11 protein-coding genes, 8 tRNA genes and 3 rRNA genes are annotated in these 19,912 nt (G+C 45.1%); 2 read left to right on the forward strand and 20 right to left on the reverse strand.

Annotated features, from left to right (window positions below; genetic code table 11):
- Positions 1–5 precede the first annotated feature (5 nt).
- The 19 genes from QFZ80_RS29240 to QFZ80_RS29330 all read right to left on the reverse strand — a co-directional run bounded on the left by QFZ80_RS29240 (position 6) and on the right by QFZ80_RS29330 (position 14,258).
- Positions 6–1,394 carry a mandelate racemase/muconate lactonizing enzyme family protein gene (locus QFZ80_RS29240; RefSeq protein WP_307555929.1) on the reverse strand — a complete coding sequence of 463 codons (1,389 nt, stop codon included), beginning with the start codon at positions 1,392–1,394 and terminating at the stop codon, positions 6–8.
- A 48-nt stretch (positions 1,395–1,442) separates the two neighbouring features.
- Positions 1,443–2,408, reverse strand: a complete 966-nt coding sequence (locus tag QFZ80_RS29245) for a mannonate dehydratase (protein WP_307562275.1) — start codon at positions 2,406–2,408, stop codon at positions 1,443–1,445.
- A gap of 96 nt (positions 2,409–2,504) precedes the next feature.
- Positions 2,505–3,845, reverse strand: a complete 1,341-nt coding sequence (locus tag QFZ80_RS29250; RefSeq protein WP_307552245.1) for an extracellular solute-binding protein — start codon at positions 3,843–3,845, stop codon at positions 2,505–2,507.
- Between the two features lie 62 nt (positions 3,846–3,907).
- Positions 3,908–4,741: a carbohydrate ABC transporter permease gene (locus QFZ80_RS29255; protein ID WP_307552244.1), complete on the reverse strand. Its 834-nt coding sequence runs from the start codon at positions 4,739–4,741 to the stop codon at positions 3,908–3,910.
- The gene (locus tag QFZ80_RS29260; RefSeq protein WP_307552243.1) at positions 4,738–5,655 is read right to left on the reverse strand and encodes a carbohydrate ABC transporter permease; all 918 of its coding nucleotides are present in this window, start codon (positions 5,653–5,655) and stop codon (positions 4,738–4,740) included. The genes QFZ80_RS29255 and QFZ80_RS29260 overlap by 4 nt, the downstream gene beginning before the upstream one ends.
- A 297-nt stretch (positions 5,656–5,952) precedes the next feature.
- Complete coding sequence (locus QFZ80_RS29265) at positions 5,953–7,008, reverse strand: LacI family DNA-binding transcriptional regulator (protein WP_307552242.1); 1,056 nt, start codon at positions 7,006–7,008, stop codon at positions 5,953–5,955.
- Between the two features lie 176 nt (positions 7,009–7,184).
- Positions 7,185–7,269, reverse strand: a tRNA-Leu gene (locus tag QFZ80_RS29270).
- Between the two features lie 44 nt (positions 7,270–7,313).
- A tRNA-Lys gene (locus QFZ80_RS29275) sits at positions 7,314–7,386 on the reverse strand.
- A gap of 20 nt (positions 7,387–7,406) precedes the next feature.
- Positions 7,407–7,483, reverse strand: a tRNA-Asp gene (locus tag QFZ80_RS29280).
- Positions 7,484–7,552: 69 nt separating this feature from the next.
- A tRNA-Met gene (locus QFZ80_RS29285) sits at positions 7,553–7,629 on the reverse strand.
- A 71-nt stretch (positions 7,630–7,700) separates the two neighbouring features.
- Positions 7,701–7,776, reverse strand: a tRNA-Val gene (locus QFZ80_RS29290).
- Positions 7,777–7,799: 23 nt separating this feature from the next.
- Positions 7,800–7,874 (reverse strand) — tRNA-Glu (locus tag QFZ80_RS29295).
- A gap of 36 nt (positions 7,875–7,910) precedes the next feature.
- Positions 7,911–8,002, reverse strand: a tRNA-Ser gene (locus QFZ80_RS29300).
- 27 nt (positions 8,003–8,029) lie between these two features.
- A tRNA-Asn gene (locus QFZ80_RS29305) sits at positions 8,030–8,105 on the reverse strand.
- Between the two features lie 5 nt (positions 8,106–8,110).
- Positions 8,111–8,227, reverse strand: a 5S ribosomal RNA gene (gene rrf / locus QFZ80_RS29310).
- 69 nt (positions 8,228–8,296) lie between these two features.
- Positions 8,297–11,213 (reverse strand): 23S ribosomal RNA (locus QFZ80_RS29315).
- A gap of 278 nt (positions 11,214–11,491) precedes the next feature.
- Positions 11,492–13,033, reverse strand: a 16S ribosomal RNA gene (locus tag QFZ80_RS29320).
- The 16S, 23S and 5S rRNA genes sit together here with 8 tRNA genes alongside, the layout of an rRNA operon.
- A gap of 547 nt (positions 13,034–13,580) precedes the next feature.
- Complete coding sequence (locus tag QFZ80_RS29325) at positions 13,581–13,970, reverse strand: VOC family protein (protein WP_307552241.1); 390 nt, start codon at positions 13,968–13,970, stop codon at positions 13,581–13,583.
- Positions 13,971–14,036: 66 nt separating this feature from the next.
- A complete protein-coding gene (locus QFZ80_RS29330) occupies positions 14,037–14,258 on the reverse strand; it encodes a hypothetical protein (protein WP_307552240.1) in 222 nt (73 codons plus the stop codon).
- A 156-nt stretch (positions 14,259–14,414) separates the two neighbouring features.
- Between QFZ80_RS29330 and QFZ80_RS29335 the strand changes: the two genes are divergently transcribed.
- Together QFZ80_RS29335 and QFZ80_RS29340 are read left to right on the forward strand one after the other, a co-directional pair.
- Positions 14,415–14,693 carry a hypothetical protein gene (locus QFZ80_RS29335; RefSeq protein ID WP_307552239.1) on the forward strand — a complete coding sequence of 93 codons (279 nt, stop codon included), beginning with the start codon at positions 14,415–14,417 and terminating at the stop codon, positions 14,691–14,693.
- Between the two features lie 140 nt (positions 14,694–14,833).
- A complete protein-coding gene (locus QFZ80_RS29340) occupies positions 14,834–16,984 on the forward strand; it encodes a 5'-nucleotidase C-terminal domain-containing protein (RefSeq protein ID WP_307562277.1) in 2,151 nt (716 codons plus the stop codon).
- Positions 16,985–17,062: 78 nt separating this feature from the next.
- Here the strand turns inward: QFZ80_RS29340 and QFZ80_RS29345 are convergent, their stop codons facing one another.
- The gene (locus QFZ80_RS29345; protein WP_307562279.1) at positions 17,063–19,756 is read right to left on the reverse strand and encodes a response regulator; all 2,694 of its coding nucleotides are present in this window, start codon (positions 19,754–19,756) and stop codon (positions 17,063–17,065) included.
- Positions 19,757–19,912 lie beyond the last annotated feature (156 nt).

Consider the following 19,912-nt stretch of genomic DNA (forward strand, 5'->3'; position numbering starts at 1 on the left):
TTTTGTCAGCTCCATAAGCGGTCGTTCGACCAACGATGATTCCATTCATCCGTCGATACCCATAATCCCTGATCTTCTGGATGCAAATGCTGAGCAATCACTTCGTCATTAAGTTCCTCAATACCAAGACCGGGAGCATCGGGCACGGTGATGAATCCATTCTGAACAAGCGGTTTCGTCACATAGCTAGAAATGATGAGATCATCCCACCACGACACATCATCGGAGTGGAATTCCAAGGCAAGGAAATTCTCCGTTGCAGCAGCCACATGTGCAGCCGCTAGACAGGCAATTGGGCTTTCAGCCATATGAATCGCCATTGCTACGCCATATTCTTGCGCCATATCGCCAATTTTCTTCGTCTCTAGTATTCCGCCAGCCGTTAGCACATCCGGATGAATGACGGATACTCCGCCAGCTTCAAGGAGCGGTCTGAAATTTTCTTTTAAATAAATGTCTTCACCCGTACAAATCGGGGTTGTAACACTACTCGCTAGCTTGGCGTACTGCTGCGTATACGTCCATGGAATCATATCCTCCATCCAAGCCAGGTTGAACTTATCGATCCGACGCCCAAGTTTAATACAATCTTCAACACCGATATGTCCAAAATGATCAATAGCAAGGGGAACTTCATACCCGATAACGGATCGAACATCCGCTACATATTGTTCCAGCATATCAAGCCCCTTTTCTGTCACATGGATGCCTGTAAAAGGATGCGCGATATTGTACATATCATACACTCGGTTGCGCAGCGCTCTTTCTTCGGATTGTGGCAGGCTTCCGGGCTGGCGTTTCCACCAGGAACGCGATAGACTCTGCATGTCTTCTAAGAATCCAAGAGGCGCGCTTAACGTACCTGGCTCATGAATAATCTGATTGATGCCAAGATCCATTTTCAAAAATGTATATCCTTTATTTATTCTTTCTTTCAACGCTAATCCCATCGCATGACCGGTGTCTCTACCGTTTACGTCCGTATCACAGTACATTCGAATTTTATCGCGAAATTTGCCACCCAGCATTTGATAAATAGGAATCTGATAGGCCTTTCCTGCTAAATCCCATAGTGCAATTTCTAGACCGCTGACGCCCCCACCTTGACGAGCATGACCTCCGAACTGCTTAATACGACGGAACAATTTATCAATATGACAAGGATTCTCCCCTAGCAATCGACTCTTCAACATCTGAGCGTACACTTTATCCGCACCATCACGAACTTCTCCATAACCAACCAAACCTTGGTTGGTATACACCTTAATTAGGCTGCAATGCATCGGTGCGCTGACAATATCGGCAAAGCGGATATCAACGATCCTCAGCTCAGATGGATTTGAATGCCCGTTAACGTGGGCTAAAGTGCTTTCATAGGTATCTGGTTTCAGAATGATCCTCAATCCCTTCTTTACTGTAAATAAATTGCTTCTCCGTTATCATTAATTGTTTGAAGCTGCAGCCTCCATCAATCCCTTGATGTACCCAACCCCAAACAATCGGCCTAATAGCTCGTAACCCGGATTCTTATTATCCTCTCCTGCCATTGTAGGTACATGATCGGGCCTTGCAGGACCTTGATAGCCATATTTATAGTAAAGCTTCATGGCTTCGAGCATATCCGTCTTGCCGTCATCATGAAATGTTTCCTCGAAACGTTCCGCATTGCCCTTTACATCGCGAAAATGCACAAAAAATATTTTGTTCTGTTCCGCAAAACGAGTGATAACAGACGGAATATGCTCACCAGCTGTAGCCAATGTCCCTTGACATAAAGTAATCCCGCTATACTCGCTTGGAACTAAATCGATAGCCCTCTGCAGGGCATTGGCGCTCGTCAATATACGTGAAACTCCTCGAATTGGTGAAATTGGCGGATCATCCGGGTGTAGAGCAAGCTTCACCTTGGCTTTCTCAGCAGTTGGTACAATTTTCTCCAGATAGTACCGGAGATTGTCCCAGAGCCGATCTTCCTCTACGATACCTGCCTCCGTCAAAGGTGCATCTTTCATCAAAGAATGATCATAACCGGATACAAGGGCTTCTCCACGTGTACGAATGCTCGTTGATGTGCGGAACCAGCCAAACTGTGCCATAAAATTGTAGCAAAGGACAGGTATGCCAAGAGCACCCATGTTCGTAATCAACGTTTGCATGACGGCAATCTCTTCATCCCGCCCAGGTAGCCCTAATTTAATTAAATTCGTCGAAGGAGCTGATTCAATAACGGCTAATTCGATACCGTTGTTCTCGAATCTTTGCTTCATTAGAAGCAGATTATGATAATCCCACGGCTTCATACCGTTAAGTTCTCGGGGCAATGGACCCACTGCATAATTCACGCCCATTTGTTTGGCAAGCGACCAAAGCTGATCAGGTTCTGATGAAAAAAATTCAGCTAACTGCATGCTAACATGACCTCCTTGAATGTTGAGCCACTTCAATTCTCAAAGGAGAACGGAAGTGGCTCAAGAGAAATGTATAGGATGAATAGAGGGCTGACTTTATTTATTCAACTTGGCTTCCGCATCTTTGCCTTTATCAGTAATTGTTTTGAACGCTTGCTCAAGCGTCTGTTTGCCGAACATCACGGCTTCCATTTCCGATTTGTACGTTTTCACGAAATCTTCAGTGCCTGGAGGAGCAGGGTAGAAAGGCAGTGCCTTGTCTTTTGCTGCGTTCAATAAATCTTTACCGAAGAGATCACCTTTGGATAGTGTAGATTCAAGACTTTTGAAAATAGTTTCATTAATCGGAATACCTCTCGTTGTGCCCAGAACTTTGCCAGCCTCTTGATTGGAAATAAACCACTTGATGAACTGTTTGGCTTGCTCTTTATTAGCTGAGTTCGCACCTATGCTGAGGAAGATTGTCGACTGCGCCCAGCCTCCCCCTTTCGGACCTATCGGATTGCTGTTTACTACCAATTTGCCTGGAACTAGTGCCTGGATAGCCGTTGCAGACCCCACGGATGCTCCTTTGAGCATCACTTTGCCGGCTGCCAAAGAGTCGAGCTTTGGATCGTTCTCTTTAAAAGACATCTGCAAATCGGCCGAAGGTACGATGCCGTCTTTGCGGAATCCAGCATATGTGTTTTGGAATTGGAACCAAGTGTCCTTATCTAGGTTGAACTTCGTGCCGTCTTGGAAAATAGGTCCTTTTCCTTGGGCCGTTTGATAATACTGGTACCAATCCCAAACATTTGATAAATCGTCGATCGGATATTTGTCTTTAGGCAATTTCGTGCGTGCTTCTTTCGCAAAGGCAAAGAAATCATCATAGGACCAATTATTGAATGGCAGCTTGATTCCTGCCGCTTCAAGATCAGGTTTGTTGTACACCATCCCCTGACCGTTCAAACTGAGGGGAACACCGTACAGCTTGCCGTTGATTTTAACATTCTCCAAAATTTTTGGATCGACGATGTCTTTCAAATCGAGATCCGACAAGTCAGCAAGCTGCCCCCGCTTGACGTAACTTTGAATATACGCCGCATCCATCTGCAGCACATCTGGGATCGTATTGGAAGCCGCTAAAGTTGGAAGCTTCTCCCAAAACCCATCCCATGCTGTATACTCTGGGGCAAAGGTCACTTTAGGCACTTGACTCGTGTATAAATCCAGCGCTTTCAAAGTGGCATCATGACGTGCCTGTGTTCCCCACCACATGATCTTCAGCTTAACCGCCTTGTCAGAAGCAGGCGCAGACGTCGCTGTTTTCGCCGTCGTTTGCGGCTGCGTCGATGATTGCGCCGGCTGGCTACCGCTGCTGCATCCAGTAATACCAATCGTTGCAGCAATCATGGCTAAAGATAACCCTTTGAGCATTGGTTGTCGTTGTTTCATGAATAAACACTCCCTTTATATGTGAAATGATGTGTTGCCTACATGAGGTGCAGCTTTTGGCATCAACCTTTGATTCCTGTTGTAGCGATGCCCTCCACGAAATGCTTTTGGGCCAAGAAAAACACAATGGCAGAAGGAGCGACTGAGAGAAGCGACATAGCCAACAATTGGCCCCACTGGATTTCAAATTGGTCAATAAACATTCTTAGTGCCAAACCGACTGTAAATTTCTCAATGGAGCTTAAATACAACAATTGGGAGAAGAAATCGTCCCAGCTCCAAAGAAATGTGAAAATACCTACGGTTACAAGCGCTGGTTTTATTAAAGGTGCAATGACGAAGAGAAATATTTTGTAAACAGAAGCACCGTCCATTTGTGCGGCCTCGTCCAGATCTCTGGGAATTCCCCTAATAAATTGGACGACTAGGAAGATGAAGAATGCACCTCCTCCAAAGAAATGAGGTAATATCAATGGAATATAACTGTTCACAAGGCCCAACTTGTTATACATAATGTACTGAGGCACAACAGTCACCTGAGAAGGCAGCATCATTGTAAGCAACAACACGGAGAACCAGAAACTCCGTAGTTTAAACTGCAATCTCCCAAATCCATACCCCACTAGTGCCGCCGTGACTACGCCGCCCAATACGTTCCAGAATTCCATTAAAAGCGTATTGGCAAAAAAGGTTGTGAACGTGTACTCGGAAGAATACGTCCAGCCTTTGGTGTAATTTTCCCACATCAACACCTGCGGCCAAATCGTTGGTGAACCTAGTTCCGCCAAACTTTTCAATGAGGCACCCATCCACCAAAAAACCGGGTAGAGCATGATCAGAGAAAACGGCAACAGAATGAAATGTGCCTTTAATGAAGAATATCGCCGTATGATCATTTAGATCCTCTCCCATCGGATTCGTAATAGACCCAGTATTTGGATACGGCAAAATTAATTGCCGTTAATATTGCTATAATAAGTAACAATATCCATGCTAGTGCGGAGGCGTAACCCATTTGAAATTGTTTGAAAGCCTTTTCATACAAGAACATGACATACATATAAGTTGAGTTTGCAGGGCCTCCTGCCGTAATGACGAATGCAGAAGTAAACATTTGGAAGGATCCAATAATACCTAGCACTAAATTAAAAAACATGACAGGTGAGAGCATTGGTAACGTAATGGTAAAAAACTTACGGACGATTCCAGCACCATCTACGGAAGCGGATTCATATAAATCTTTCGGAATTTGTTTCAAGCCCGCTAGGAAGATAACCATGGTGGACCCAAACTGCCAAGCATTCAGTAAGATAAGAGTGCCAAGAGCTGTATCAGGGTTCGATATCCATCCAACTCCAGTAATATGAAACCATCCCAGAATGTGATTGATATATCCATCCAATCCGAACATGTTTCGCCAAAGCGCAGATACCGCAATACTTCCCCCAATTAACGATGGAAAATAAATAGCTGTCCGATACACATTCATCCCACGGAGACTCCGATTCAGCAGCATCGCTACCATTAGGGAAAAAAACAACTTGACTGGCACGGAGATGAGAACAAACGAGAAAGTTACAGAAAGCGATTTCAAGAATAATCGATCTTTTGTAAAAATCTCCGAATAGTTTTTCGAGCCAATCCATGATGGCTTATCCAGTAATGAATAATCTGTAAAAGATAAATAAAATGACTGAATAATAGGCCATAGCGTCAACAATAGAAAGCCAATTAACCAAGGGGAAATGAATAGATACCCGGCAGTATTATACTCATCTTTATTGCGAAACCTACGCTTTCTTATAATCATAGTTGTTACCTTCTCTCAGCTTAAAATAAATGGGGTCAATGTTACTTAATGTATTTCGATTGTAATCCTAATATTTTATTGTGTCAACCTAATTTATAAAGAATGTTATGTTAATTAAACTAGTTTTATGTTTATTTTAACCGCTTACTTTCATAACATAAAACACATTATTTACTTATAATCCGTTTATTTCTTGGATATATCGACAAACAACATAAAAAAGTTCCCGAATCAAGTTTACTTGTAAACTTGATTCGGGAACTTTGTAAATCGAGCTACTTCAATTATTCTAAATCGTTAACTTTCTGTGAAAGCACTGATACTTTCCCTAATAATTAAGTCGCTTTGCAGCAATACTTTTTCATAGGGCATATGCCTATTCTTCAATCTCCATAACAACAAGTCTACTGCTTTGATACCGAGTGCATCTTTCTCAGCATTGATCGTTGTAAGCGTTGGAAAGTCTTTAACAATATCGACATTGTTATCAAAACCGGTTAAAGAACAATCCTCAGGCACACGAAGATTCATTGCCTTTAAGGCATTATGCACTAGCACGGCAATTTGATCATTCGCGCTCACGAATGCTGTAGGAAACTCACTAGCCGGGATGGACTGCAAACCTGTCAGCAGCAAATTCGTATTTTCTTCTCTCAGAGAAGGTATCACATTTAACAACGCATGACTTCTATGCAAATAAGGCAGTTCATTCTCCTCCATGATAGACCTGAACCCTATCCAACGGTCAAAAAAACTTCGCGAATAACGCAAATTGCCGATGAATTGGATACGGGTGTGACCCTTGCCAATCAAAAAATTAGTAAGTTTGCGCATAATATCCACATTATTCATGAAAATAGTGTCCGATTCAATCATCTCATCTTCATGATCGACCATTACAAAGGGGATTGCCTTACTTCTTAGCTCCATCAGCATCGGCGTTGATACAAGCCCAACACCAATGACCCCCAACAGACCCTCTGGTTTCATAACCAGATTAAAGTTTCTAGGATTATCATCTGAGACAATAATCGAGCCTATTCCTTCAGATTCAAGTGTTTTGGAGATGCCGTCTAGTACTTTCCCCCAATAGCCGGACTCTTTATTCTGGCTGCGAATGTTCGGAATCAGAATACAAACGATTTTATCACTTTGCTCCGAAGTGGACTGACTCTGAATTTTTTTAATCGTTTTCTGGTTCAGATATCCTAATTGGGAAGCGATTTCAAAAATTTTTTCTCTCGTTACTGCACTAATGCCAGATTTCCCGGACAATGCTTTCGATACTGCATATTTAGATACACCAACTCGATCCGCGATCTCCTGCATGGTAATTTTATTCGTTTTTGTCAAAGCTATCACTCCAAATCAGTATCCGACACTCGTGTTGATTTTGTAAACCAAACAATACTCTCATAATAATAACAAATTAGCATATATAAGTATACAAGAAGTGTTATCTCTAGTAGATGGAGAAAATAAAAAGAAGAGAAGGCGCTTATTAGCAACCTACTCTTCTTTACCGATAATGCGGTCAAGAGGACTCGAACCTCCACGGGGGGTTAGCCCACACGGACCTGAACCGTGCGCGTCTGCCAATTCCGCCATGACCGCGAAACAGAGAACTTTAGACTAGGTCTAAAGCTCCCCATAAATACTGAGTCATGTAGGATTCGAACCTACGACACCCTGATTAAAAGTCAGGTGCTCTACCAACTGAGCTAATGACTCATGGACATAAATAAAAAAAATGGCGGAGCTGACGGGATTCGAACCCGCGGTCTCCTGCGTGACAGGCAGGCATGTTGGGCCACTACACCACAGCTCCACACTATGTAAGACATCTAATATAGGGATCTTTTTGATAATATCAAAAGTCTCTCCTTATATAAGAGGTTGGTTGCGGGGGCAGGATTTGAACCTGCGGCCTTCGGGTTATGAGCCCGACGAGCTACCGGGCTGCTCCACCCCGCGACATTACTAGCATGATATTTTATTATCCCCGAAAAATGTTTAGCTAATGCGTTACACTTTTTAAGGTAAAATGGTGGAGGCTGACGGGATCGAACCGCCGACCCTCTGCTTGTAAGGCAGATGCTCTCCCAGCTGAGCTAAGCCTCCATGGGATATAACTAGAATATAGATGGTGACCCGTAGGGGACTCGAACCCCTGTTACCTCCGTGAAAGGGAGGTGTCTTAACCACTTGACCAACGGGCCTCGTAAACAGGCTTTTCTTATGTAAAAGTTTATTGGTGGCGGAGAGAGAGGGATTCGAACCCTCGAGACGCTTGTGACGCCTACACGATTTCCAATCGTGCTCCTTCGGCCAGCTCGGACACCTCTCCATGAAAAGCCTGGTATGTTATAAAAAATGGCTCCCCGAACAGGACTCGAACCTGTGACAACTCGATTAACAGTCGAGTGCTCTACCAACTGAGCTATCAGGGAAAACTGCTTGGCAACGTTCTACTCTCCCAGAACCCTGCGGTTCAAGTACCATCGACGCTGGAGGGCTTAACGGTCGTGTTCGAGATGGGAACGCGTGGGTCCCCTCCGCCATCATCACCAAACAGTCAAAGCGTGGTTTGCGCCTTGAAAACTAGATACGAAACTTGCGTAAAGTTAGAATTTTAGGTTTATTGGTTAAGCCCTCGACCGATTAGTATTCGTCAGCTGCATACATTGCTGCACTTCCACCTCGAACCTATCAACCTCGTCGTCTACAAGGGGTCTTACATACTGGGAAATCTCATCTTGAGGGGGGCTTCGCGCTTAGATGCTTTCAGCGCTTATCCCCTCCGTACATAGCTACCCAGCGATGCCTCTGGCGAGACAACTGGTACACCAGCGGTACGTCCATCCCGGTCCTCTCGTACTAAGGACAGCTCCTCTCAAATTTCCTACGCCCGCGACAGATAGGGACCGAACTGTCTCACGACGTTCTGAACCCAGCTCGCGTACCGCTTTAATGGGCGAACAGCCCAACCCTTGGGACCTACTTCAGCCCCAGGATGCGATGAGCCGACATCGAGGTGCCAAACCTCCCCGTCGATGTGGACTCTTGGGGGAGATAAGCCTGTTATCCCCAGGGTAGCTTTTATCCGTTGAGCGATGGCCCTTCCATTCGGTACCACCGGATCACTAAGTCCGACTTTCGTCCCTGCTCGACTTGTAGGTCTCGCAGTCAAGCTCCCTTATGCCTTTGCACTCTGCGAATGATTTCCAACCATTCTGAGGGAACCTTTAAACGCCTCCGTTACATTTTAGGAGGCGACCGCCCCAGTCAAACTGCCCACCTGACACTGTCCCCATACCGGATCACGGTACCAGGTTAGAACTCCGATACGATCAGGGTGGTATCCCAACGATGCCTCCACCCAAGCTGGCGCTCAGGCTTCAAAGGCTCCCACCTATCCTGTACAGATCGTACCAAAGTCCAATATCAAGCTGCAGTAAAGCTCCATGGGGTCTTTCCGTCTTGTCGCGGGTAACCTGCATCTTCACAGGTATTAAAATTTCACCGGATCTCTCGTTGAGACAGCGCCCAAGTCGTTACGCCATTCGTGCGGGTCAGAATTTACCTGACAAGGAATTTCGCTACCTTAGGACCGTTATAGTTACGGCCGCCGTTTACTGGGGCTTCAATTCATAGCTTCGGGATTGCTCCCTAACCACTCCTCTTAACCTTCCAGCACCGGGCAGGCGTCAGCCCGTATACTTCGCCTTGCGGCTTCGCACAGACCTGTGTTTTTGCTAAACAGTCGCTTGGGCCTTTTCACTGCGGCCCCCTCGGGCTATTCACCCTACCGAGGCACCCCTTCTCCCGAAGTTACGGGGTCATTTTGCCGAGTTCCTTAACGAGAGTTCTTCCGCGCGCCTTAGAATTCTCTTCTCACCCACCTGTGTCGGTTTGCGGTACGGGCACCTTCGCCTGGCTAGAAGCTTTTCTTGGCAGTGTGAACTCATGACCTTCGGTACTTAAATTTCCCTCCCCATCACAGCCCAGCCTTAACGATGTGCGGATTTGCCTACACATCAGCCTCACTGCTTGGACGAGCATCCATCAGCTCGCGTCACTATCCTTCTGCGTCACTCCATCACTCATAACGGCTACGGTGGTACAGGAATTTCCACCTGTTGTCCATCGACTACGCCTTTCGGCCTCGCCTTAGGTCCCGACTTACCCTGAGCGGACGAGCCTTCCTCAGGAACCCTTAGGTTTTCGGCGGATCAGATTCTCACTGATCTTTTCGTTACTTATACCGGCATTCTCACTTGTATGCGCTCCACCTGTCCTTACGGTCAGAATTCTACGTACATACAACGCTCCCCTACCCATGCACATTGTGCAAGCCATAGCTTCGGTGGCGTGTTTAGCCCCGTTACATTTTCGGCGCAGAGTCACTCGACCAGTGAGCTATTACGCACTCTTTCAATGGTGGCTGCTTCTAAGCCAACATCCTGGTTGTCTGTGCAACTCCACATCCTTTCCCACTTAACACACACTTGGGGACCTTAGCTGATGGTCTGGGCTGTTTCCCTTTTGACAATGGATCTTAGCACTCACTGTCTGACTCCCGGATTTAAGTTTGTGGCATTCAGAGTTTGACTGGACTTGGTAACCCTTGGCGGGCCCCGCACCCAATCAGTGCTTTACCTCCACAACTCAACATCCGAGGCTAGCCCTAAAGCTATTTCGGGGAGAACCAGCTATCTCCGAGTTCGATTGGAATTTCTCCGCTACCCCCACCTCATCCCCGCATTTTTCAACATGCGTGGGTTCGGGCCTCCAGTGAGTGTTACCTCACCTTCACCCTGGACAGGGGTAGATCACACGGTTTCGGGTCTACGTCCACGTACTAAAGCGCCCTATTCAGACTCGCTTTCGCTGCGGCTCCGTCTTTTCAACTTAACCTCGCACGGGAACGTAACTCGCCGGTTCATTCTACAAAAGGCACGCCATCACCCATATAGAGGGCTCTGACTTCTTGTAAGCACACGGTTTCAGGTTCTTTTTCACTCCGCTTCCGCGGTGCTTTTCACCTTTCCCTCACGGTACTGCTTCACTATCGGTCACTAGGGAGTATTTAGCCTTGGCAGATGGTCCTGCCGGATTCCGACGGGGTTTCACGTGACCCGCCGTACTCAGGATACCTCTAGGGGTTTCGTTCGATTTTGGCTACAGGGCTTTTACCTTCTATGCCGGACCTTTCCAGATCACTTCGCCTACCGAACTAACCCCACAACGAGGTCCTACAACCCCAAGGAGCAAGCTCCTTGGTTTGGGCTATTCCGCTTTCGCTCGCCGCTACTGACGGAATCACTTTTGTTTTCTTTTCCTCCAGGTACTTAGATGTTTCAGTTCCCTGGGTATGCCTCCAATGCAGCTATGTATTCACTGCATGGTAACTGCGCATTACCACAGCTGGGTTCCCCCATTCGGACATCCCCGGATCAAAGCCTGCTTACGGCTCCCCGAGGCATTTCGTCGTTCGCCACGTCCTTCTTCGGCTCCTAGTGCCTAGGCATCCTCCGTGTGCTCTTTCTAGCTTAACCATTTATAGGGATCTTTTGCGCTAAGCAAAAGTCTCTCCTATTGGAAAGAGTTAAAGATTTTTGTGTAACCCGAAGGTTAACACAACCTAAGTTCTTACTTTACGTTTTGTTTCGTTATCTAGTTTTCAAGGAACAACTATAATACTTTTGAAAGATTGCTCTTTCAAAACTGAACACGAGTGAGTAAGCGGTTTGTGTGAACAATGAGAGACTTTGATCTACGATCAAAGATCCCTATATATCACTTGACTGGATCTATCAGATCCGAGTCTCCATAGAAAGGAGGTGATCCAGCCGCACCTTCCGATACGGCTACCTTGTTACGACTTCACCCCAATCATCTACCCCACCTTCGGCGGCTGGCTCCCTTGCGGGTTACCCCACCGACTTCGGGTGTTGTAAACTCTCGTGGTGTGACGGGCGGTGTGTACAAGACCCGGGAACGTATTCACCGCGGCATGCTGATCCGCGATTACTAGCAATTCCGACTTCATGCAGGCGAGTTGCAGCCTGCAATCCGAACTGAGATCGGCTTATAAGGATTGGCTCCACCTCGCGGCTTCGCTTCCCGTTGTACCGACCATTGTAGTACGTGTGTAGCCCAGGTCATAAGGGGCATGATGATTTGACGTCATCCCCACCTTCCTCCGGTTTGTCACCGGCAGTCATCTTAGAGTGCCCACCCAAAGTGCTGGCAACTAAGATCAAGGGTTGCGCTCGTTGCGGGACTTAACCCAACATCTCACGACACGAGCTGACGACAACCATGCACCACCTGTCTCCAATGCTCCGAAGAGGGCACCTATCTCTAGGTGTTACATCGGGATGTCAAGACCTGGTAAGGTTCTTCGCGTTGCTTCGAATTAAACCACATACTCCACTGCTTGTGCGGGTCCCCGTCAATTCCTTTGAGTTTCACTCTTGCGAGCGTACTCCCCAGGCGGCATACTTACTGTGTTAACTTCGGCACCGAGGAATCGAATCCCCAACACCTAGTATGCATCGTTTACGGCGTGGACTACCAGGGTATCTAATCCTGTTTGCTCCCCACGCTTTCGCGCCTCAGCGTCAGTTATAGGCCAGAAAGTCGCCTTCGCCACTGGTGTTCCTCCACATCTCTACGCATTTCACCGCTACACGTGGAATTCCACTTTCCTCTCCTACACTCAAGTCAACCAGTTTTGGATGCGAACCGGGGTTGAGCCCCGGGCTTAAACACCCAACTTAATTGACCGCCTGCGCGCGCTTTACGCCCAATAATTCCGGACAACGCTTGCCCCCTACGTATTACCGCGGCTGCTGGCACGTAGTTAGCCGGGGCTTTCTTCTCCTATACCGTCACACAAAAGGCAGTTACTCCTCTTGCTGTTCGTCTAGGGCAACAGAGCTTTACGATCCGAAAACCTTCATCACTCACGCGGCGTTGCTCCGTCAGACTTGCGTCCATTGCGGAAGATTCCCTACTGCTGCCTCCCGTAGGAGTCTGGGCCGTGTCTCAGTCCCAGTGTGGCCGTTCACCCTCTCAGGTCGGCTACGCATCGTCGCCTTGGTAGGCCGTTACCCTACCAACTAGCTAATGCGCCGCAGGCCCATCTATAAGCCACAGATTGCTCCGTGTTTCATGATTCTCTCATGCGAGAAAACCAGTTATCCGGTCTTAGCTATCGTTTCCGATAGTTATCCCGATCTTATAGGCAGGTTACCTACGTGTTACTCACCCGTCCGCCGCTAACTTATCCCGAAGGATAAATCCGCTCGACTTGCATGTATTAGGCACGCCGCCAGCGTTCGTCCTGAGCCAGGATCAAACTCTCCATAATAGTGGACGATTGCTCGTCCGTATATTTGAAAGCTGAAATGCTCATTGACTTGCTAGCGAGATTTTGCAATCTCTTTTTTGAACGATTTCTCGTTCGTGCTTACTCACTCGTTGTTCAGTTTTCAAAGATCAATTTCTTTCGTTCACTGCCGTGTTACCGAAGCAGCGAGAAGTAATATACCACAGCTCGTTCATCAATTGCAAGCACTTTTTTTCTTGTCAATTTCTGTCGCTCTCTGTCGGAAAGCTATAGTAACATAGTTTGCTGCTTGAATGCAAGTTCCATTTAATGTCTCATGGTGATTTGCCGCTTCAAAGCAACGAGGAATAATGTAACACGCAGAGAAACCAATTACAACCCCTTTGGAAATGTTCCACAATTGCAATTGTTTTGAATTGTTCCTACAGAAAATCTAAACAAAAAGGATGCAGTCCTTCCGCATCCTTTAAAGCTCATTCGTATTCCATTCTATTTATTGAAGGAAAATTCAAGGGGGAATCTACAAATCTAGTGAAAGGGCTGCATTATCTAGCAGATTATTAACAAATCAACGCGTAGATTGAAAGAATTCGATACGCTCTCCATCTAAACCATTAAAGAAGAAGTATCTGGAGCCATTCGGAAGGGTCGTAATCTCAGCATCCAGCTGCTCAACTCCCAGTCCTTTGATTCTTGTAAATTCCGCTTCAATATCATCCACAGTAAAGGCCAAATGGTGAACTTTGCCCTCTTGCGGTAAACCCGCGTTATAACCCTCTATTAATTCAACTTCCGTTTCATTTAATGCTTCAAAACCAAGAAAGCCGAGTTTGATCACACCATTCGTATGTAACAAGGTACCTTTGTGCTTAAGTCCAATCACATCTTCATAGAAACGAATTGATGCTTCCAAATTCGCTACCATTATACCGACATGCTCCATTTTCAAAACTGCCATTTGTACATAACCTCCCAACATCTCCTTCTATTGTAACGAAAAGAGCACGAGAGGACTAGACCATTTTTAAGAGATAAGGAGCGTCTCCATTTCCCCATCCAGCGAGAAGAGCGTTACTTCTTTATTTGTAATATTGACCAAACCAATATCATCAAATACTTTTCTCACTTGAGCATTGGATAAATGCTTCATTATGGTTTGGGCCGCAATCTGTAAATGATCCTGATATATGGATTCAAAAAACATAAGAACTTCTTTTTCCCCGACTAGGATTTTCGCATGCATCATCCTATAACACCCCCATTATCAATGGTTCAATTGTATATTTTGTAATCTAGGAAAGTGTCAGGACTTTATTAGGTTTATGTTAGGTTCATAGATTTCGCCTTAGATATAAAGTCAGTGTATACTAGAGTAAAGAAGATGGGGTAGGAGGGTGCAAATATGAGATTACTAAAGCTTCTTCAAATCTATGAAGTGGATGGGATTACACCCAAGCATCGATCGGAACGGTTCGATTTTGATGAAATTCAAGGGCAAACATTTCGTGAAATGAACCCTACTGAGGTTGGGTGCCCCATGATCCTATCAGGCGTCCATCGATATATACCCTTCAAAACAACTAGAGTTCAAGCTATCGATCGGGACGGTTTGGATTTCCGGGTTCTGACACGCAATACCATCTATCATTTTGAAGTTTATACAGAACGTCAAGCCACGTAACCTTTGGAAGGTTAATGGCTTTTTTTGTTCATTCATATAATAATAATTTCTTTACTTCTCAAAATCTACCATTTCCCCTTATACTAATAGATGGGTTTATTAACCGCGGTTCTATTATTTGAAGGAGGAATTTTTAACACATGAAAAAAACATTGACCACCCGCCTTACAGCGCTCGCTCTTGTTACCGTTCTCACTAGCTCTTTCGCTGGTAGTCTAGCATTTGCCGAAACAGCAGCACCCTCTTCCCCCGTCTCAATGAAGTCAGATATGCGTCTTGCCATTGATAACGGCGCTGTTGAGGGATACGGGGATACCGACTACCGTGGTGGAAGTGCCGCTACTCGTGCTGAAGTGGTAACAATGATTAACCGTGCTGCCAAGCTGAAAAGTGCAGATCTTGGTTCTGTCACGTTCACGGACCTTGCGAATTGGCAAAAACAAGCGGTTGCGAATGCCGTTGCAGCTAAACTCATTAGCGGCTTTGCTGATGGTACGTTCCATCCGAATGCTCCCGTTACTCGTCAAGAGCTTGCTGAGTTAATTGTTAAAGTCGTAACTGGCGGCCAACTGCCAAAAGTAAACGAGAATGTGTTGAACTACTTCAAAGATTCCTCTTCTATAGTTAAAGAATCTCGCCCTTATGTCGCTTATGCCGTCATCAGCGGAATTTTCACACCTACCCTTGACGGAAACTTCAACCCTACTGCTGAAGTAACGCGTGATGAAGTAGCTAAAGCGCTTAAGCCTATTTTATTTAAAGTAGTTGATATTTTAACGACTAACGATATTCACGGTAAAATCGAAGTGGGCTTCGATAAAAAACGAAATCAAGGTCAAGGCGGTATCGAAACACTCGGCGGTATCGTGACCGATTTCCGTGCTGTAAATCCAAAAGGAACGGTCGTTGTTGACGGTGGTGACGCATGGCAAGGTACGCTGATCTCTAATACGACAAATGGTCAATCCGTATTGGATACGATGGCGCAAGTGGAGTATGATGCCGCGGCTATCGGAAACCATGAGTTCGACTTCGGTCGTGACGTTCTGATCGACAACATTAAGAAAGCAAAATTCCCTATACTCGGTGCTAATATTATTGATGATAAAACGGGTAAACGCGTAGACTGGACACAGCCCTATGTAATTGTTGAAAAAGATGGCCTGAAAATCGGTATCATCGGTTTCGCAACGCCACAAACGACAACGACAACGAAATCAACAAACATTGAGGGCCTTTCCTTTGTAAATCCAGTTCCTATGGCTAAAGAATTATCTACTGAACTGCGTGCTAAAGGTGTAGACATCATTATGGTTACCTCCCACCTGCCAGGTGAGCAAAACCAAAAGTCCTCTGAAATCATTAGTGAGCTTGCTGATCTTGCACAAGGTACAGGAAACGGTACTCTTGATGCGATCGTTGGTGGTCACTCCCACATGCGCGTTGCCGGCATCGTGAATGGGATCCCTGTTGTTGAGGCTCAAAGCTGGCTATATGCGGTTGGGCACATTCAACTGTTTGTAGACAAATCGACAAAGCAAGTTGTTTCCTCGAACGCAAGCTTGCTTGAAACGTATACAAACCTGACGACTGCTGACGCAGAGATTCACCAAACGGTTGAGGAGTATAAGTCGAAAATTTCGGCGAAATCTGGTGAAGTTGAAGTCGTTGTTGCAGAGCCGCTAAGTCGTAAATCTTTCCGCTTTGCTACCAATGGTGGAGTTGATCGCGACGGCGCATCCCAATTAGGAAACAGCATCACTGATGCCATGCGCGCTTCTGAGAAATCAGATATTGCATTCACTAATATTGGCGGCATTCGCGCTGATGTAGACAAAGGTGAGCTGACATATGGCAAAATGTTTGAAGTGTTCCCTTTCGGCAATTACAACGTGACGGGTACAATGACTGCTGCACAAATCAAAAAGGCACTCGAAGTTACGGACAAGTATACCAATCTTCCGGCTATTCAATTCTCAGGTTTGAAAGTAGAATGGGACAGCACGAAGCCACTCGGTGAAAAATATTCCAAAATCACCCTGGTAGATGGTACTCCAATCTATGTCGATGGCAAGTTGAATACAGATCGCACATTCAAAGTAACAACCAATGATTTCATGGCTACTGGCAGTGGCGATGGCTTTGCCGTATTTGGAGAAGTGAAGGATTGGAAGGATGGCGCCATCATGTTGGACGCTTGGGTGAATTACGCCAATTCCCTGAAAGCTGCCGGTAAAGAACTATCTGTACAAGACGATGGTCGCGATGTGCGTTTGGATTTGAAGAAATAAGCTATCATTAATTATTAACCTCATAAAATAAAAAGGACCTTTGACCGCATCCAATAATGGATAGGGTCAAAGGTCTTTCTATTTGGTCAGCCATACACGCATCAGGGATAGCAGTTGGCTTAAATTAAGCGGTTTGCTAATATAATCAGAGGCTCCTGCTTGCAAGCAAATGTCCCTGTCCTGTTTCATAGCCTTGGCTGTCAATGCAATAATCGGTACTTTCTCAAATCGGGTATCTTTCCTAATCATTCTCATGGCTTCGTAGCCATCCATAACGGGCATCATGATATCCATAAGTATGAGATCGATGTCTTGATCTTTCTTCATGATCTCCAAACATTCTTGTCCATTATGGGCAACGCTAACTAGTATTCCTTCTTTCTCAAAAGCATTGCTTAGAGCGAACACATTCCGAACGTCATCGTCGACGACAAGTACTTTTCTTCCACTAAAATTGTTCCTCTCTGCTGGATCAGCGGCTTTCTTATAGGCATCCCTAAGAAGAAAATCACTTATCATCGGGGAAGACGCAGCTGCAGCTTCCTTCTGTATGGACTCAGTTTCGTTAAAAACATGCTCCATTGAAGGAACATAAAGCGTAAAGGTACTACCTACTCCCTCTTTGCTTTGCATAATAACCCTACCACCAAGAAGTCGGGCTAATTCACGGCTTATCGATAAACCAAGGCCTGTCCCTCCATATTTACGATTCGTTGTTCCATCCGCCTGGCGAAAAGGCTCAAAGATCAATTGCTGCTTCTCAGGAGATATCCCAATCCCTGTATCTTTTACGGATAAGACCAGAACTTGTCTATGTTTAGCCAATGGCAGAAACTCTCTAATCTGCTCCTCACTGCACATACTCAAATTCACCTGAACGGAGCCCTCATGTGTAAATTTAAAGGCATTCGAAAGTAAATTTTTAATAATTTGGCTTAATCGTTGTTCATCCGTATAGAAAATATCTGGAACCTGTGAATCGCGCACGATGCTGAAAGTGAGATTTTGCTGTTCGGCTACCTTAGCAAATTGACTCCGCAATATATCTGGAAGCTCTGATACATTCATTTCACCGACATGAATATCTAATTTGCCAGCTTCGACTTTGGATAAATCAAGAATATCGTTAATCAGATGCAGAAGATCATTCCCTGAAGAATGAATAACACGGGCGTACTCTTGCTCTTCTTTGGTCAACGAACCCTGTTTATTTTCTTGCAGCATTTGGGAAAGGATCAGCACACTGTTTAATGGGGTACGAAGTTCGTGTGACATATTTGCCAAAAATTCCGATTTATATCGAGAACTTTGCTGCAGCTGAATCGCATGTTCTTCAAAAGATGCTTTAATATTCTCTAGTTCCCGTGACCTTTCTTCGGCATAACGATTCTGTTCCTCTAACTGTTCATTTGTCATGTGCAGTTCTTCTTGTTGCGTTTGAAGTTCTTCCGTCATGATCTGATATTCTTTTAGAAGCCGCTCAACTTCAACACGCGTTTGCACGCTATGTACAATTGTACCTAATACTTCGAGAATATCTTCAAGCAGCTCAAGCTGCAGCGGAGTAAATTTATCAAAGGAGGCCAGCTCCATGACAGCAATAACTTCATTGTTATGTAGAATGGGTACGATCAGAACACTTTGAGCCTTCGCCGCTCCAAGTCCAGACGATAGGGTAATGTAACTATCTGGTACATTCGTTAGATGAAACATTCGCTTCTCAACCGCACATTGACCAACTAATCCTTCACCCAATTGGAATTGATGAACTCCAATGCCATCACTTCCCCCCATAACCGCATAAGAAGCCAATTTAATCATGGAATCCTTGCCTTCATAGGTAGAACGAAGATAGAGAAGACCGAAAGAAGCATCAAACAGCTCTGCAGCTTTGCTAATAAAGGTTTTCCCGAGCGTTTCCAGGTCCGAAATCCCTTGCAGCATATGAACGACTTCCGTTAATTTTCGCTGCTGCCATTCCATCTCTTCTTGATTCTCAAGCAGAAGATTCGTTGCTTCCGCAAGATCTTTCACCTCATCATTCATGGTAACTTGTATACGTTTAGAACGATCTCTTTTCGATGAACTTAAATTCATAATACTTCTTGTTACTTGTTTAATCGTGCCTACGATAGATCGGGAAATTAATTGTGCAGCCGCTATTGAAAATATAACAACAAGCGCTAACATGACGAATAAAGACATGGTAAGCATCTGATTCTGTGCATCTAAATGCGCCGCTCTTTCCTTGGTAAGTCCCATTTCAACGCTGCGAAATCGATCCAGTTGTGAGCGAATATCATCAATAACTTGCTTCCCAAGTAAAAAATTATAATCAAAATACGTTTCGTTATTAACGTTATTTCTCAGTGAAGATAGGGACTTTCCTCCACTCTGTTGAAGCCATCGTTCGATTGACGCCTTAATGGAAGCAAGATTTTCCTCCTGTATGATATTATCTCGAGTTAGCTCACTGAGACGACTGTAGGATTCCCTCCATTTCGACTCTCCTACGTTGTAGGGTTCTAAATAGCTGAGCACACCCGTAAGTAAATAGCCCCGTTGCCCACTTTCCATATCCATCACATATTTTTCGATACGATTCGTTTCAATATGGACGGCAAAATCATGCTCGATGATATAATTTCTATCTTCCTGCATGGAGATCACTTGATAATTAACTAATACAAATGAAATGGTTAAACAGATAATGATGAACATATACCCAATCATAATCTTGGAACGGATACCAAATCTACTTTTCCTCATCATGCTGCCGTCCTTCCCTTAGTAGAATTCACCTCATTAAATATATTATACTATGTTCCCTAAAAAATGGGATATGGTGATTATATATCCTTTACTACTTTACCGAGTTAATGTATTATTATAGTAACGCAGTAAATCAAACTAATTTAATTAAATAGG

The organism is Paenibacillus sp. V4I7 (genome assembly GCF_030817275.1).
Taxonomy (GTDB): domain Bacteria; phylum Bacillota; class Bacilli; order Paenibacillales; family NBRC-103111; genus Paenibacillus_E.